The 16,898-nt window shown below is 66.4% G+C and carries 8 protein-coding genes; 5 read left to right on the top strand and 3 right to left on the bottom strand.

Going from position 1 to position 16,898, the window contains the following annotated elements; translation table 11 throughout:
• Positions 1 to 31: 31 nt before the first annotated feature.
• Genes QYM46_RS03300 through QYM46_RS03280 form a run of 5 tightly spaced genes read left to right on the top strand, consistent with a single transcriptional unit; the run spans position 32 to position 13,408 of the window.
• The gene (locus QYM46_RS03300; protein ID WP_432790848.1) at positions 32 to 10,684 is read left to right on the top strand and encodes an amino acid adenylation domain-containing protein; all 10,653 of its coding nucleotides are present in this window, start codon (positions 32 to 34) and stop codon (positions 10,682 to 10,684) included.
• Positions 10,685 to 10,690: 6 nt separating this feature from the next.
• Positions 10,691 to 10,897, top strand: a complete 207-nt coding sequence (locus tag QYM46_RS03295; protein WP_135810413.1) for an MbtH family protein — start codon at positions 10,691 to 10,693, stop codon at positions 10,895 to 10,897.
• Entirely contained in the window at positions 10,897 to 11,880 is a 984-nt protein-coding gene (locus tag QYM46_RS03290) for an ATP-binding cassette domain-containing protein (protein ID WP_432790847.1), read from the top strand. The genes QYM46_RS03295 and QYM46_RS03290 overlap by 1 nt, the downstream gene beginning before the upstream one ends.
• On the top strand, positions 11,877 to 12,677 hold the full coding sequence (locus QYM46_RS03285) for an ABC transporter permease (RefSeq protein WP_432790846.1): 801 nt from the start codon (positions 11,877 to 11,879) through the stop codon (positions 12,675 to 12,677). The genes QYM46_RS03290 and QYM46_RS03285 overlap by 4 nt, the downstream gene beginning before the upstream one ends.
• Entirely contained in the window at positions 12,674 to 13,408 is a 735-nt protein-coding gene (locus tag QYM46_RS03280) for a 4'-phosphopantetheinyl transferase family protein (protein ID WP_432790845.1), read from the top strand. The genes QYM46_RS03285 and QYM46_RS03280 overlap by 4 nt, the downstream gene beginning before the upstream one ends.
• A gap of 31 nt (positions 13,409 to 13,439) precedes the next feature.
• On the opposite strand, the gene QYM46_RS03275 is transcribed toward QYM46_RS03280, so the two are convergent.
• From QYM46_RS03275 to QYM46_RS03265, 3 genes are all read right to left on the bottom strand, one after another.
• Entirely contained in the window at positions 13,440 to 15,158 is a 1,719-nt protein-coding gene (locus QYM46_RS03275) for an FAD-binding oxidoreductase (protein WP_432790844.1), read from the bottom strand.
• Positions 15,155 to 15,718, bottom strand: a complete 564-nt coding sequence (locus QYM46_RS03270; RefSeq protein WP_432790843.1) for a lysophospholipid acyltransferase family protein — start codon at positions 15,716 to 15,718, stop codon at positions 15,155 to 15,157. The genes QYM46_RS03275 and QYM46_RS03270 overlap by 4 nt, the downstream gene beginning before the upstream one ends.
• 316 nt (positions 15,719 to 16,034) lie before the next feature.
• On the bottom strand, positions 16,035 to 16,817 hold the full coding sequence (locus QYM46_RS03265; RefSeq protein ID WP_432790842.1) for an SDR family NAD(P)-dependent oxidoreductase: 783 nt from the start codon (positions 16,815 to 16,817) through the stop codon (positions 16,035 to 16,037).
• Between the last annotated feature and the right edge of the window lie 81 nt (positions 16,818 to 16,898).

Here is a 16,898-nt window from a genome sequence, read left to right as displayed (position 1 = left end):
AAGGAAACCCCCACCCAATGCGAAAGACACGATGACTGACGAGAACGCTCGAATCGACCTCACCTCAGCACAGCGCGGAATCTGGTACGCCCAGAAGATCGAACCAGACAACCCGACGTTCCAGATCGGGCTCTACGTCGATATTCGCGGGCCGCTCGATGTCGACAGAATGCGCAAGGCGGTCGCCACGACCGTAGCCGAAGCCGACTCGCTCAACGTCGTCTTCGGTGAGGACGAAAAAGGTCCCTTCCAACAGCTCGGACCGGCACGCAGCCATCTCCTGGTCCGTGACCTGCGGACGGAGTCGAGTGAGGATCCCGAAGCCTCGGCCCATGCGCTGATGCAGGAGGATCTCGAAACCGTCCACGATGTCGATGAGGGTGACCTGCTCCGGTCCCAGCTGTTCCACATCGGACCCGACCACTGGATCTTCTATCAGCGGGCCCACCACCTCCTCGTCGACGGCTATTCCGCCGTCCTCGTCCTCCGCCGCGAATCCCAGGTCTACCGGGAACTCGCCGATCAGGGAACCGCATCGGACTCGCCCTTCGGCAACCTCGACGATCTGGTGGCCGAGGAGGCTCGGTACCGTTCCTCGCAGCGCTTCACCACCGACGCCGAGTTCTGGAAGCAGGTGCGCTCCGAGTCGGAGACGGCCACCGGCCTGGCCGACCGTCCGGCATCACCGGCACGACGGCTTGTCACCTGCAATGCCGACATCCCCCAGGAGCTCTCATCACGCCTGGCCGGCTCCCGGTCGGCACCGACCCTCATCCTCAGCGCCGCAGCGGCCTACCTGCACCGCATGACCGGACGAGAGTCCATCTCGGTGGGCCTTCCGGTCACTGCTCGTCGCAGCGCCCTGTCCAAATCAGTGCCGTCCATGATGTCGAAGATCCTGCCGGTACAGGTGCAGGCGGCACCGGGGATGACGTCGGCAGATCTCGTCGCCGACGCCGGCGCCACACTGCGCGAGACGCTCACCCATCAGCGCTTCCAGTATCAGGAGCTGAGCACCGACAGCGACTACATCGGGCCTTCGGTCAACATCTTCCCGCACGTCGACGACATCGACTTCGGAATGTCGACCGCCTCGCTGCACCTGCTGTCGACCGGCCCGGTCGATGACCTCTCGATCATCGTCCACGGCATCGGAGCGGATCCCAGCTCCGATGGAGGCAGCAGGCCGGCCATCGTTCGGTTCGAGGCGAACGCCGAACTCTACGATCAGCACAGCCTCGCCGAGCACCTGCGGCAGTTCCTCTCCGTCCTGCGCCAGTTCGATCCGAGCGAAGATCAGCACCTGTCGGGGCTCGCGCTCATCGATGCCGGCGAGTCCGACGAACTCATCGCGGGCGGCCAGGGACCCGCCCAGAGCCTTCCCCGCCACACCGTGGTGGAGGAATTCTCCCGTCACGCCCGCAAATCCCCATTCGCCACCGCGGTCGTCGCCGAGGACGGGCACATCAGCTTCTGCGAACTCGACCGCCGCTCGACTGAGCTCGCGAACCGTCTTCGGGACTGCGGTGCAGGGCCCGGGACTCGCATCGCGGCACGCTTGGGCCGGTCCACCACGCTGCCCATCGCCGTGCTCGGAATCCTCAGAACAGGTGCCGCCTACGTACCCCTCGACCCTGACTATCCGGCCGACCGCCTCGAAGCGATGATCGCCGATTCCGCGCCGGTGCTCGTCATCAATTCCTCTGCAGCGTCGGGTCCCGCCGGAGAAACGAGTGTGAGCACCGACCGACCCGTCATCGACATCGACGCGGAACCACAGTCGACAGCACCGACGACCGAGTCGACCCAGACCGAGTCGACCCAGACCGGGTCAGCGCAGGCCGGATCGACGCCTGCTCCCGACGACCTCGCCTACGTCATCTTCACCTCCGGGTCGACCGGTCGGCCCAAGGGCATCGGGGTCGAGCACCGGTCGCTGCTCAATCTCTTCCACAGCCACAAGAAGACCATCTTCGATCCGGCCGCCCAACGGCTTGGACGAGGACTGCGCGTGGCGCACACGGCAGGGATCTCTTTCGACGCCTCCTGGGATCCGCTGCTGTGGCTCTTCGCCGGGCACGAACTCCACCTCATCGACTCGATCACCCGCCGTGACCCCGAAACTCTCACCGACTACTTCGCCGCCCACGGCATCGACTCGATCGAGACGACTCCTTCATTCGTCAAGGCCCTTCTCGCGCACGGCACGTTCAGCGGCACCGAGCATCCCAGCGTCGTCGCCCTGGGCGGCGAAGCGGTCGAACGCGGTCTCTGGGATCAGCTCGCGGCCCTGCCCGAGGTGGACTCCTTCAACTTGTACGGCCCGGCGGAAACGACGGTCGACAGTCTCACCGCTCCCATCGTCGCCGGTGCCTCACCCGACCTCGGCGGCTCCGTGGCGAACACCAGGCACTACGTCCTCGACTCCCGGTTGGCCCCTGTTCCGGCGCAGGCGCGTGGGGAGCTCTACATTGCGGGGCTGAATCTGGCGCGCGGCTACGTGGGCCGCCCGGCCACCACCTCAGAACGGTTCATCGCCGACCCCTTCGCCGACGACGGCTCCAGAATGTATCGCACCGGCGACATCGTCCGCAGGCCTCTGGCCGGAGGCATCGAGTTCCTGGGCCGGGCCGATGAGCAGATCAAACTGCGCGGCTATCGCGTCGAACTCTCCGAGGTCGAGCTCGCTCTCCAGTCGGAGGGCCGGATCCGGTCGGCCGCGGTCATCCTGGGACAGAACCAGGCCGGCTACAGTCAGCTTCTCGGCTACATCACCGCCGATGAGCAGATCGATACTGCCGAGGTGCGTCGGCGCATGAAGACGCGCGTACCCGACTACATGGTTCCGTCATTCATCACACAGATCGAGCGGATTCCCCTCACCGTCAACGGCAAGCTCGACCGCGCCGCGCTGCCGGAACCGCAGTCGGCGCAATCGGAATCGGCAGCACCAAGGACAGTCCAGGAGCAGGCCGTGGCCGAGGCCTTCGCCCAAGTGCTGGGGGTGGAGACCGTCGGCATCGACGATGACTTCTTCGAACTCGGCGGGCACTCCCTGCTCGCCACCCAGCTGGTGGCCTCACTGCGGGAGAGGTTCGCGTCCCCACCCGCCCTGAGCGAGATCTTCCACCATCCCACCGTCCGCGAACTCAGTGCCGGACTCGACCTCGACGACACGGCACAGGAGCCGGCAGACGAACTCGTCGCCGCAGACCGTCCCGCGACCATTCCCCTGTCCTACGCGCAGAGCCGTCTGTGGTTCCTCAACCAGTTCGACCCGGCATCCGCGGCCTACAACATTCCGCTCACCCTGCGCATCCGCGGAGACCTGGACACCCATGCTCTGCGAGCTGCCATCAACGACGTCGTCGCTCGGCACGAGAGCCTGCGCACCGTGTTCCCGTGGACCGAGGGTCAGCCCGAACAGGTGGTCCGCGCCGCCGACGATGCGCAGATCGCCCTGCCCCTTGTGGAGATCAGCGAGGACCTCGTCGATCACACCGTCGATGCGGAGACGACACACGGCTTCGACGTTTCGACGCAGCTGCCGATCCGGGCCCTGCTGATCAGGCTGGGCACCGAGGATCATCTCCTGCTCCTCACGCTCCACCACATCGCCGCCGACGGCTGGTCGCTGCGGCCCCTGGCCGGTGACCTCTCCGCTGCCTATCGCGCTCGGGCTCGCGGCACCACCCCCGCCATCCCCGAGCTGCCGGTCCAATACGCCGACTACGCACTGTGGCAGCGGAGAACGCTCGGCTCCGAGGACAACCCCGACAGCGAGATCGCCGACCAGCTGGCCTATTGGAAGGACGCGCTGACCGGGGCTCCGGTCGAACTCAGACTTCCCGTCGATCGGCCCAGGAGCGCACAGAACACCGACCGTGTCTCCCGCAGGGTCCCCGTCGACATCGACGCCGAGACCCACGCCGGTCTGCGCCGGCTCTCCGGCGAGCGCAATGCCAGTCTGTTCATGGTCCTGCAAGCCGCCTTCGCTGTGCTGCTGAGCAGACTCGGTGCCGGCAACGACATTCCCATCGGCACTCCCGTCGCCGGCAGGACGGAGACGAAACTCGACGATCTCATCGGCTTCTTCGTCAACACCATCGTTCTGCGCACCGACACCTCCGGCAACCCCAGCCTCGTCGATGTCGTCGATCGGGTCCGCGCGTCCAACCTCTCCGCCTATGCCAATCAGGATGCGCCGTTCGAACGCGTCGTCGACGAACTCGCACCCCCACGTTCGGATCAGCTCCATCCGCTGTTCCAGGTCATGCTGACCCTGCAGAACACTGCCCCCGCGGCTCTGGACATGGGTGACCTCGACGTCGAACCCGCACCCGGGCCAGAGGTGTCGGAGGCGAAGTTCGACCTCCTCCTCGACCTGGCCGAACGTGAGAACGACGGCGCGTCTCGCCCGGTCGGCGAAACAATGCCCACGGTCGATGAGGCTGCCGGCATCACCGGCTCCCTCGAGTTCGACTCCGCGCTCTTCGACGAATCCACCGCCGAAGCCATCGCCGCGCGATTCGTGCGAGTGATCGACCAGTTCGCCGCCGACCCGCACACACCGCTGCGCGAACTCGAGGTGCTGCGTCCGGACGAGCTCGCAGAGATCCGCACTCAGGGTCAGGGCCGCGCCGCGGTCGCACCCGAGTCGACGGTCCTCGACGTCCTCGATTCGACGATCAGGAGGCATCCCGACCGTCGGGCGCTCATCGCCGACGACGGTGAGCTGACCTTCGCCGGCCTCGGGGCCCGCATCGACCAGATCGCTCATGTCCTGGCCTCCCGCGGAATCACAGCGGGAGACACCGTCGCCATTGCCCTTCCCCGGTCCGCCGACGCCGTCGCGGCCCCCTTGGCCGTCCTCTCGATCGGGGCAGTCGCTGTGCCCATCGACCTCAGCTACCCCGGAGAGCGGATCCGGCTGATCCTCACCGCGAGCGCCCCCGCGGCCGTCATCACCGACGAGGCTGAACTCCCGGTCCGCCCGGGCACAGCGATCGGCACCGCCGAACTCCACACCGCCGAGGTCGGTCGACGTGCCGATGACACCGCCGACCACGGTCGCCGCTGGGCCGACCGTCCGGTTCCGAGCGACCGCGCCTATGAGATGTACACCTCGGGTTCGACCGGCACTCCGAAGGGTGTGGCCGTCCCCCACAGTGCACTGCTGAATCTGCTGGCCCATCATCGGGAGACCATCTTCGCCGAGGCGGGACTCGACGTCGGACCGGTCCAGGCGGCGCACACGGCGGGGTTGGGCTTCGACGCCGCCTGGGACCCGGTGCTCTGGCTCGTGGCAGGAGCGAGCCTGCACATCGTCGGCGACGAGATCCGCCGCGATGCCGAAGCACTCGTCCGATTCTGCCGCGAGCATGAGATCCGGGCCCTCGAGACCACCCCGTCGTTCGTCAGGCAGCTCATCATCTCAGGACTGTTCGACGACGAGACCGAGGAAGACCGCGTCCCGCTGTCGCTCGCCCTCGGCGGAGAGGCCGTGCCCGAGGATCTCTGGCAGGAGCTTGCTGCGAACCCCAAGGTGCGAGCCCACAACTTCTACGGTCCCACCGAATTCACCATCGATTCCGTCACCGCCGCAGTCGCGGGAGACCGACCCACCATCGGGCACCCGATCAGGAATGTTCGAACCATGGTCCTCGATCAGAATCTGCGTGAGGTCCCACATGGAGTCGTCGGCGATCTCTATATCGCCGGCGCCGGAATCGCCTCCGGCTACGTCAACAGGCCCAAGGAGACGGCAGCGCGATTCGTCGCCGATCCTCTCGAACCGGGCGCTCGGATGTACCGGACCGGCGACCTCGTGCGCCGACACCCCGACGGCAGCCTCGACTTCGTCTCCCGCGATGACGACCAGATCAAACTGCGCGGATACAGGGTCGAGCTCGGAGACGTCGAGAACGCCCTGGCCACGGGCAGCGGCGTCACCCAGGCGGCGGCCATCGTCGAGAATCTCACGAACCCCGAATCGGCACGGCTCATCGGCTACTACACCGGGGACGCCGACGAGGCGGCCCTCCGCGATCACCTCGCCGCCCAGCTGCCGGCACCGATGGTCCCCCACATCCTCATCGGTCTCGACTCGATCCCGCTGACCTCACACGGCAAACTCGACCGCTCCCGGCTGCCTGCCCCCACTGCTTCGGGGACCACGGACTCCAGAGCCGCGCGCAGCGCGGACGAACACACCATGTGCCGAGTCTTCTCGTCCGTGCTCGGTGCTGATGAGATCGGCCTCGACGACGACTTCTTCGACCTCGGCGGGCACTCGCTGCTGGCGGTCTCCCTCATCGGCCGCATCCGCACTGCCTTCGACACCGAGCTGCCGCTGCGCGCAATCTTCGACTCCCCCACCCCGGCTGCGCTGCTGAATCGACTCGAGTCTCGCGGCCGCACCGAGCCGGCACCCGCCGAGGAGCCCGCGAGGACGGCAGAATCGGCCGACGGTGCGCCGCACATGAGCCTCACCGCGTGGAGTCGGTCGCACGGGCAGCCCCGCCCGCAGCTGATCCCTCTGTCCTATGGGCAGGCGCGGCTGCACTTCCTCAATCAGCTCGACACCGATGCCTCGGACTACACCATCTCCTTGGCTGTCCGATTCTCCGGAGATCTCGACGCGGATTCTCTCGGCCAGGCGCTGACGGACGTGATCGCCCGACACGAGATCCTGCGCACCGTCTACCCCAGTGTCGATGGCAGCCCCGTCCAGCAGATCCTGCCCCCGGACGCCGGCGAGGGTCTCATGGCACGCCGCACCACAACCTCTGGCACGCAGACCGCGGAGCGAATGCGGGACGAGGCCGCCGTCGGATTCGACCTCAGCCGCGACCTTCCCATTCGTGCGAGCCTCTTCACTGAAGGCGACGAGTGGGTCCTCCACCTGGTGATGCACCATATCGCCACTGACGGGGCCTCGCTGAGACCGCTGACGCAGGACCTGTCCACCGCCTATGCCGCACTGCGCGGCTCGGCCCATCCGATGCAGCGCACCCTCGAGGTCCAATACGCCGAGTACGCGCTCTGGCAGCGCCATGTTCTCGAGGACGAGCAAGCCCCCCCGGCAGCGGAGGCCCCGCTCCTGGAACGAAAGGTCCGGGCGTGGCACGACCGGCTCGAGGGGATTCCCACCGACATCACCCTGCCCGCCGATCGTCCCCGTCCCACGACCGCCAGACAGTCGGGTCGTCACCATCACTTCAGCCTCGACGCCCGTACCTCTGTCCGTCTGGCAGCGGTGGCCGCGGAGAACGGGGCCAGCCTGTTCATGGCGCTGCACTCCGTGCTCGCCGGCTATCTCAGCAGGCTCGGTGCCGGTGAGGACATCGTCATCGGCTCCCCCAGCGCCGGCCGCTCGGACCCGGCGTTGGAAGACATGGTCGGACTCTTCGTCAACACCATTCCGATCCGCACCGACACCTCGGCGGGCCCCGGCCTGCGCGAGCTCCTGGCTCGCACCCGCGCCGCAGTCATCGATGCTGTGGAACTCGACGACGTGCCGTTCGAGCGTCTCGTCGAATCGGTCAATCCGCCTCGCGAACTGGGACGCCATCCCCTGTTCCAGGTCATGCTGTCCCTCGAGGAGTCGGCAGCACCGAAACTCGAGCTGCCCGGGGTGACCACGAGCATCGAACCTGAGGTCGAAACCGGTGACGCGAAGTTCGACCTCTCGTTCACATTCCGCCGCAGCGATGCCGAGGCGGGGCTCGCGGTGGTCCTCGACTTCAACTCATCGATGTTCGACGCGGAGACCATCGCCGGCATCTGCCGACGATTCTCCCGATTCGTCGATGAGGCCGTGCAGGATCCCGAACGACCGTTGCACGACATCGCCCTGCTCGACCCGGTCGAAACGCGGACGGCGATCGATTCCCTCACCGGCCCCGAGCCTGCAGACACGCCGCCACCGGTGCTCGACGTCTTCGCCGCCACGGCAGCCCGACTGCCCGATGCCATGGCGGTCCGGTCCGACCAGACGTCACTGTCCTACCGCGAACTCGACGCGGCTTCGTCCGAGTTGGCGCACAAGCTCATCGACCAGGGAGCAGGTGCCGGCGAAACGGTCTCCGTCCGACTGAGTCGCGGCCCCGGCGTCATCGTCGCCACGCTGGCCGTGCTCAAGTCCGGTGCCGCCTTCAACCCGATCGACATCGACTATCCCCGCGGCCGCACCACGGCGATCCTCACCGACGCCGAACCGCTCATCGTCATCACACAGCCGGGCGGCGCCTCAGAGCTCGCGCCCCTCCTCGCCGATGCCGGGATCACGCCGAGCATCGTCGAGATCTCGCCGGCCGACGGTTCGGATCGCACCTCGCCTGCTCCTCAGGGGACGCCGATCCCAAGGGGAACCGCTGCCACCACGACCGCGATGCCGCCCACGCCTCATCGTGAATCGGCGGCCTATGTGACCTTCACCTCCGGCTCGACGGGCCGGCCCAAGGGCGTCGAGGTCGGCCACTCGGCCTTTGCGAATCTCCTCGCCTCCCACCGCACACGGCTCCTGCCGACCCCGAGTGATGAGGCCGATCGGATTCCGGTCGCCCACACCACCGGAATCGGCTTCGACGCCGCCTGGGATCCCCTGCTGTGGATGGTGGTCGGGCATCCGCTTCACATCGCCTCGGAGACCGTCCAACGCGATCCGCAGCAGCTGGCGGCCGATCTGCGCAGACTCGACATCGGGTTCTGGGAGACGACACCGAGCTACCTTCGCCTGCTGACCACCGAACCGGAATTCGAGCGCATGATCACCGAGGCCGCGGAAGAAGACTCTCCGATCATCCTCGCCCTCGGCGGGGAAGCGATCGATCCCGATCTCTGGCAGTGGCTGCGCGACCACCCGGGCATCATCGCCCACAACCTCTACGGACCCACGGAGACCACGGTCGACGCATTCGCCGCGCCTGTGGGCGCCTCCCAGACGCCGATTCTCGGGGCACCGCTTGAGCGCATGCGCGGATACGTCCTCGATGAACGCCTCCATCATGTGCCGTCCGGCACGGTCGGCGAACTGTATCTGGCGGGTGAGCAGTTGGCCCACGGGTATCGGGGCCGACCGGGGCTGAGCGCAGAACGCTTCGTCGCCGACCCCCACGGGGGCTCGGGCGAGCGCATGTACCGGACCGGTGATCTCGTCGTCCGGCACAAGGGCGGAGAGCTCGTATTCATCGGTCGCAGCGATGATCAGATCCAGCTGCGCGGATACCGGGTCGAACTCGGGGAGGTCGAGCGGGCCCTGCGCCAGGCACCGGGCGTCAGGGACGCCGTCGTCCGCCCGTTCGGCACGGACCCTGCCACCATGCAGCTCGTCGGCTATATCATCGCCGGGGCCGGCGCGAGGACGGAGACCGACGCCGAGCTCGCCGAAGACGCAACCGGGACGTCGTCTCCAGACGTGCTCGCCGATGAGGCTCGCGACCATGTGCGTTCGGTCGTTCCGTCCTACATGGCGCCCTCGCACCTCGTCGTCATCGACGAGATCCCCCTCACCGCTCACGGCAAGATCGACGAGGCGGCCCTGCCCGATCCGTCGACAGCGGCCGTCGGATCGCGGCTGATGCCGCGCACGCCGCAGGAGGAGACCGTCGCCGCGATCTTCGCGCGCGTCCTGTCCCTGCCGCGTGTCGGCATCGATGAGTCGTTCTTCGAACTCGGCGGGCACTCGTTCCTCGCCCGGCCCCTCATCGCGGCCGTCAACGAGGCCTTCGGTGCCGATCTGTCGGTCCAGGCCCTGTTCCGCTCATCGACCGTCGAACAGCTCGTTCGCGAGGTCGGCCGAGGCGGTGCGGACTCCATGGCCGACAGCCTCCACCGCCTGCTTCCACTGCGCCGCGCGGGTTCGAAGCCGCCGCTGTTCGCCGTTCACCCGGCCACGGGCATCAGTTGGGGATTCGCCGCGATGCTCCACGGCCTCGATCCGGATCGTCCGCTGATCGGCCTGCAGATGCCCGGCCTCTCACCCGGGGACCCGGCGGAGATGACGGCCCGGACGCTGACCGAACTCGCCGACGACTACATCGACCATCTGCAGACGGTTCAGCCGTCGGGCCCCTACCACCTGATCGGGTGGTCTCTCGGCGGCGTCCTCGCCCACCGTCTGGCCACCCGCCTTCAGGAGCAGGGCGAGTCCGTCGCGTTCCTCGGAATTCTCGACGCCTTCCCCACCGGGCAGGAGCGCAACGCCGATGTCGGCGAAGGGTCCGAGCTGTGGGCGAACTACCTCGGCGCCAATCACCCGGCGATCACGGAGACGACGGAGGGTCTCGATGACGAACGGGCCCTGGAGATCCTGCGTGCACACGGTGATCCCCTCGGCAATGTGGCACCGACGACCATTGCGGCGATGACCCGCGGGTTCTTCACCCTGGCCAGACTGATCCGCGAGGCCCCGGTGGAGACGTTCGACGGTGAGCTGGTGCTCTTCACCGCGACCCGAGACGTTCCCAGCGGCACCCCCGGCCCCGACTCATGGCGCCGATTCGTCACCGGCGACATCCACGTCACCGAGGTCGATGCCCGGCACTCGGACATGCTGAGTACCGAGGCTCTCGAAGAGATTCTTCCCGTCCTGTCCATCCACATGGACGAGGCCGCCGAATCACAGATGAGTTCCATCCACTCCTGGAACCAAACCCCGCCAAGCAACACCACTAGGAGCTGAAACCCCATGAATAATCCCTTCGATGACACAACAGGGACCTTCCGCGTGCTGGTCAACGACCTGCAGCAGCATTCGCTGTGGCCGTCGTTCGCCGATGTGCCCGCGGGATGGGTCCTCGTGTTCGGACCGGCCAGCCGCGACGACTGCCTCGAATTCGTCGAGGAGAACTGGACGGACATTACTCCGCGCCGGCTCGCCGAGATCGCCTCATAGTGATTCGCCTGGAGAATCTGAGGAAGAACTATGGGGCCTTTCGGGCTCTCGACGGCATCAGCCTGGACATCGAGGAGGGACAGATCTTCGGTCTCCTCGGCCCCAATGGGGCCGGGAAGACGACGACCGTCAAGGTCCTGTCCACACTGATCCGCCCCGACTCCGGCACCGCCGTCGTCGCAGGACACTCGGTGACCGCCGATCCCACTGCCGTCCGCCGCAGCATCGGCCTCTCCGGCCAGTACGCGGCCGTCGATGAGAAGCTCACCGGGTACGAGAACCTCGTCATGGTCGCCCGCCTCTACGGGATGAGCCGCCGGGAATCGGCGGCCCGTGCCCGCGAGCTGCTGGCCGAATTCGGTCTCAGCGACGTCGCAGGCAAACGCGCAGGCGCCTATTCGGGAGGCATGCGGCGACGACTCGACCTGGCCTCGGCCCTGGTCGTGCGTCCGCCGGTGGTCATTCTCGACGAACCGACCACCGGGCTCGATCCGCGCGCACGGCTCGACACCTGGGAGGTCATCACCACCCTGGTCAGAGGCGGCACCACCGTGCTGCTGACGACCCAGTACCTGGAGGAGGCCGACCAGCTGGCCGATCGCATCGCCGTCATCGATTCCGGACAGGTCATCGCCGAGGGAACCTCCACGGACCTCAAGGGCAAGCTCGGTGCCGAACGCATCACACTGACGCTGACCCACCGCGACTCCCTCGACAGAACCCTGCGGATCCTCGACCGCATCTTAGGCGACTCCGCCCACCCGCAGACGGACGCGTCGGGACTGCGCATCACCGCGTCCGCACCACTGGGACAGAGGGATCTGCTGCAGGTTCTCGCCGCCTTGGATGAGGAGGGGCATTCCGTCACCGAGGCGGCCCTATGCCGTCCCACGCTCGACGACGTGTTCCTCGATCTCACCGGACAGCCCACCTCGGCGAGGCCCTCACGGACACCGGCAGACACCGCCGAGGTGGGAGTATGACCACGCTCGTCTCCGCCGCTCGCGACAGCTCCGTCATCGCCTGGCGCAATCTGCTCACGGTCCGTCGGACTCCGGGAGCCCTGGTCACCGGGGTCGTCCAGCCGGTGATCTTCGTCTTCCTCCTCGCATTCGTCTTCGGCGGCAGCCTCGGCGGTGGGCCGTACCGGGAGTTCCTCATCGGCGGGATCCTGGCTCAGACGCTGACCTTCAATTCCTCCTTCACCGCCGTCTACCTCGCCAAAGACCTCCAGCTCGGACTCATCGACCGTTTCCGTTCGCTGCCGATGTCACGGGTCGCCGTGATTCTGGGCAGAACATCCTCGGACCTGGTCACCAGCCTCATCTCCGTGGCCGTGACGATGATCTGCGGTCTGCTCATCGGGTGGCGCATCACCGAAGGATTCGGCTCGGCCCTGCTGGGCATCACGCTCCTGCTGCTCTTCAGCTTCGCCATGTCGTGGATCGGTGCGGTCATCGCACTGACGGCCAGGAGCGTCGAGGTGGCACAGAGCCTCGGCCTCATCTGGCTCTTCCCCGTCACCTTCATCTCCGGAGCCTTCGTCTCGATCGACACCCTTCCGGGCCCGCTGCAGACGATCGCCGCGTGGAATCCCATCACCGCGGTCGCCACCAGTGTCCGAGAACTGTTCGGCAACGCACCGCCGGCCGGGTTCGTCACCAGCACGGGCTGGGCGGCCGACAACGCCGTCATCTATGCGATCGTCAGCTGCGTTGCGGTCATCGCCGTCTTCTCGCCCATCGCCGTCTCCCAGTACCGTCGGATCAGTCGGAGATGACGAGAGCCGCGATCGAATACCTCATCAGCGACATCACAGCGATCGAACGGGTGCTCGCCGATCACCCGTGGCTCGATTCGCTGCTGTCACCGGACGAGGTCGCTCGCGCGGACCGTTTTCGCAGACCCGCCGATCGGGCCGCGTTCCGAGGGGCGCATCTGATCTTTCGGCTCATGGCGGCTCGCCGCCTCGGCGTCGATCTCGACGAGGCCGGCGAATTGGAGCTGATACGCCGCTGTCGCACGTGCGGCGGCCCCCACGGCAAGCCGACAGTCCCCGGGGCGGAACTCAGCCTGTCTCGGTCGAACGGGGCCGTGGCGATCGCCTCGGCGCCTGGGACCTCACCGATCGGAGTCGACATCGAACAGGTCCCGACCGATGTCTTCTCCGGCTTCGACGACTACGTCCTCGGCCCGACGGAGACTCTGACCGAGGGCGGCGATGCCGTGCGTCGGCGCATCGACGTCTGGGTGTGCAAGGAAGCCGCGGTGAAGACCACCGGGCATGGGCTGGCCGTGCCGCCCAGTGATATCGAAGTCATGGACCTGCCGTCGGGAATCGGCCCGCACGGACCATGGACAGCCACGATCGCGGCCCCCGGAAATTCCGAACTCGACGCACTCAACATCTCCCGGCTCACATGCCCTCGACCGTATGTCGCGGCGTTGTGCAGTGCCGATCGACTGCCCGTCGAGGCTGTCGGTCTGCAGGAGGTTCTCGCCGGACGGTGAGGATACATGCAGCCCAGCGAGACAAGCCTCCTCAGGACGGAGCCCGATCGCCGAGGACTTTCCCCGGGTTGAGGTTCTGTCCGGGGTCGGTGGCCCGAAATACGGCGTCGACCATGAATGCCCCCGGCTCGCTGATGTCGTCGACGAGCCACGGCTGGTGCTCGGTGCCGACTCCGTGGTGGTGCGACAGGCCTCCACCGGAGTCGATGAACTCCTGCTGAATGCTGTCCTTGACGTCCTGATACTCCGCCAGCGCTGTGTCCTCATCCGTGTAGGGAATCGCGAAGGTGAAGTACAGGCAGGCGCCGCCGTGATAGCTGTGGGACAGATGGCAGAACATGAACCCCGGTCCGCCCTGCTCACTGCGGGTCTGGCGGAATCGCTCGTGCACCCGAGCATGGACGTTCTTGAGATCTCCCCACGTCACTCCCGTTTCGCAGACATCGCCGAAGACCTTGTAGTTGAGCAGGAAGTCGCGCAGATACGGGGTGTCGAACTTCTTCTGATCGTAGACGGCGCCGGGCCCGGAGCCGAGACTGATTCCGCCTCGGCGAGCGATGAGTTCCTTCACTTCGGCCTTCTCACGTGCCACGCGCTCCTTCGACCCTTCGAAGCAGACGTATGACAGGCACATGCCTTCAGTCGTGTCCCAGCCTTTGGACCGCAGGTAGGCGAACAGGGCGTCCTGACCGCGAGCCGCGATCGTTGCCTTCACACCCTTCGGCTCAGAGACCATCGCGAGACTGAACCGAGTCTCGGGCCCGTCTGAGAGACGGGTGAACGCGGGCGTGACCTCGGAACGGGCGATGTCGTGCATGGCCTCGACTCCACTCGCCCAATCGGGGAAGAGGTAGGCGATGACCTGCCGCACCTTCGGCAGCCGATGCACCTGCACCGTGCATTCCGAGATCACACCGAGTCGGCCTTCGCTGCCGAGGACCATCTCATGCACCGAGGGACCCGAATCGCGGCCCGGAATGGGCTTGCTCACCATGACGCCACGAGGGTGGACGACGCGAAGACCACGCACGATGTCTTCGATGTCACCGTACTTGTCCGACTGCATTCCCGATGACCGGGTCGCCGCCCATCCGCCGAGGGTCGAATAGCTGAACGAGTCGGGGAAATGACCCATCGTCCATCCGCGAAGATTGAGCTGCTCCTCGAGGTCGGGTCCATATGCTCCAGCTTCGACTCGGGCGAGGCCCGAATACTCGTCGATGTCGATGACTCGACGCATCCTCCCGAGATTCAGCGAGACGATGGGACGCTCCTCATCCGGACTCGGGGTCACTGAGCCGGAGATGCATGAGCCGCCGCCGTAGGGTATGAGCACGAGATCGCGCTCGAGGACGAGAGCGAGGACAGCGGCGATCTCATCCTCGCTGCCGGGGTAGACGACGGCGTCGACGAGGCGGGTGATCGGCGCGTGGCGCACCCGGTAGAGGTCCGGCAGGGAGCGGCCGAACGAATGGATCACGCGCAGTTCGTCGTCGACGCTGACATTGTCCGACTCGACCACGGCGCCGAGCTCGTCGAGAAGCGTCGATGACATTCGAGACTCAGGTATGGTCAGATCGCTGAGCACCGGGGTGGTCGGCCGCGGAGCATTCCAGAGGTCGAGACCGACTTTGTCCTTGGCGATCGCAGCGAAGTCGGGTTTGGTCTCCCACCGGAAGTCGACTCCTTCGGCTCCCCAGCCCCACCAGCGGTGCCGCTTGACGTCCTGCATTCTCATGGGTTCGCTCATTTCTTCGTCCTTTCCGGCGATTCGACGTGTTCACTGCCGACACCGATGTCATCGGCTCCCGCGGCGAAGAGTTCCGCGACGAGTTGCCGCACCCGCGCGGTGAGTTCAGACAGAGATTCCTCGTCTCGGGCGGTGACCGGTTCACCGAAAGCAACATGCACAGGTGGCCTGCCCGCCGCCGGCCAGACAGCGCCTTTGGGCATCGCTTCGAAACCACCGACGACCGCTGCCGGCACGATGGGAACCGAGGCATCGACTGCCAGCCTGATCGATCCGGCCTTGAAATCAGCGATCGTGCCTGACTTCTGCCGACTTCCCTCGGGGAACAGCAGAACCGGCACACCCGAGCGCAGCAGTGCGCGGGGCAGATTCGCGCTGCCGCGTGATCCTTCGCGATAGATCGGAAACGCGTTGAACAGCCAGCGGACGAAGAGTCGCTTGTGCCACACGGTGAAGAAGTAATCGTAGGCGACTCCGGTCGCAAGGAACCGCGACTGTCTGCGCGGCAGGCTCTGCGCGATCATCGGCGCATCGAGGTGTGAGGTGTGATTGGCAATCACGAGAAAGCCTCGGTCGAGCTGGCACACTCCTGGGGCGATACTCACCGTCGGAGTGATCGCCGAACGGACGAGGCCCCGGAAGAGGACACGCTGGAGGAGGAATCGCAACGCAGAGCGCGTGCGCGACCGGTATTTCGGCGGCGCCGACGGAGAGAAAGTGTGATCAGACATCTCCACTGGTTCGGAGCCGGCAGCGGGATCGGATGGGCGTGAGGACGAACTTTTTTCGACATGACGGCGGATGACGCGCCGAGATGGTGCTTCCGGACGATCATCGTCCCCTGGCTGGGCCGGTCCCGGATTGAGCATCATCACCCTAGCCTTCCTGCGCCCGACGAGAGCCGAGAGCAGCGGACAGGCGGTGGATCACCGGACGCGGCAGCACCCGAAGCGTCGTCGAGATGACCTTCCACCGCAGCTGCGGCACCGAGATCCTCTTCCCACGAGCCGCGTCGCGCAGACACCCCTCCACCAGCATATCCGCGTCCATCCACAGCGGGTCGGGAATCGACGTTCCGGCGATCCCGGCTCGCGAGTGGAATTCGGTGCGCACCCAGCCCGGCACCAGGGCGGTGACGCTCACCCCTGTGCCTGCGGTCTGGACCGACAGCGACTCGGAGTAGTTCTGCGTCCACGCTTTGATCGCGGTGTAGTTGTTCTGGGTCAGTCCCGCGCTGACGGAGCAGACATTGATGATCCAGCCCCGCCCTCGATGCTTCATCGCTCTGGCGGCGGCCCCGCCGATGATCAGCACGGCGCGCTGCATCACTTCGAAGCCTCGATCATGTTCGGTGACATCCGGGCTGAGCAGACTCGCGCGGACCGAGAATCCCGCATTGTTGACCACGATGTCGATCTCGGGTTCGTCGCCTGGCTGCTCTATCCGGGTGGCCACGCGGGCCTGGGCATCCCGGTCGGAGAGGTCGGCGACGATCGTTGCGACGTCCACACCGAATTCCCCGCGGATGCGCTCCGCAGACGACTCCAAGGTGCCGGGGTCTCGAGCAACGAGGACAAGATTGACACCGCGTCTGGCGAAAGAGCGGGCGAAAGCCGCACCGATGCCCGCAGTGCCTCCGGTGATGAGGGCCACATTCATATTGCTACGATACAGGCATCCGATCGTCCGTCCGCGCCGAATCACCGGTGTTCACCACGTTCGCGTCCACTCCGAATCGCA

Origin of the sequence: Brevibacterium sp. K11IcPPYGO002, from assembly GCF_050920635.1 — a bacterium.
Lineage (GTDB): Bacteria > Actinomycetota > Actinomycetes > Actinomycetales > Brevibacteriaceae > Brevibacterium.
This window is presented reverse-complemented; position numbering and strand designations above follow the sequence as displayed.

Bases quoted from the DNA above. Each gene is read 5' to 3' on its own strand.
- QYM46_RS03300 (WP_432790848.1), top strand. From the start codon at position 32: ATGACTGACGAGAACGCTCGAATCGACCTCACCTCAGCACAGCGCGGA.
- QYM46_RS03295 (WP_135810413.1), top strand. From the start codon at position 10,691: ATGAATAATCCCTTCGATGACACAACAGGGACCTTCCGCGTGCTGGTC.
- QYM46_RS03285 (WP_432790846.1), top strand. From the start codon at position 11,877: ATGACCACGCTCGTCTCCGCCGCTCGCGACAGCTCCGTCATCGCCTGG.
- QYM46_RS03280 (WP_432790845.1), top strand. From the start codon at position 12,674: ATGACGAGAGCCGCGATCGAATACCTCATCAGCGACATCACAGCGATC.
- QYM46_RS03275 (WP_432790844.1), bottom strand. From the start codon at position 15,158: ATGAGCGAACCCATGAGAATGCAGGACGTCAAGCGGCACCGCTGGTGG.
- QYM46_RS03265 (WP_432790842.1), bottom strand. From the start codon at position 16,817: ATGAATGTGGCCCTCATCACCGGAGGCACTGCGGGCATCGGTGCGGCT.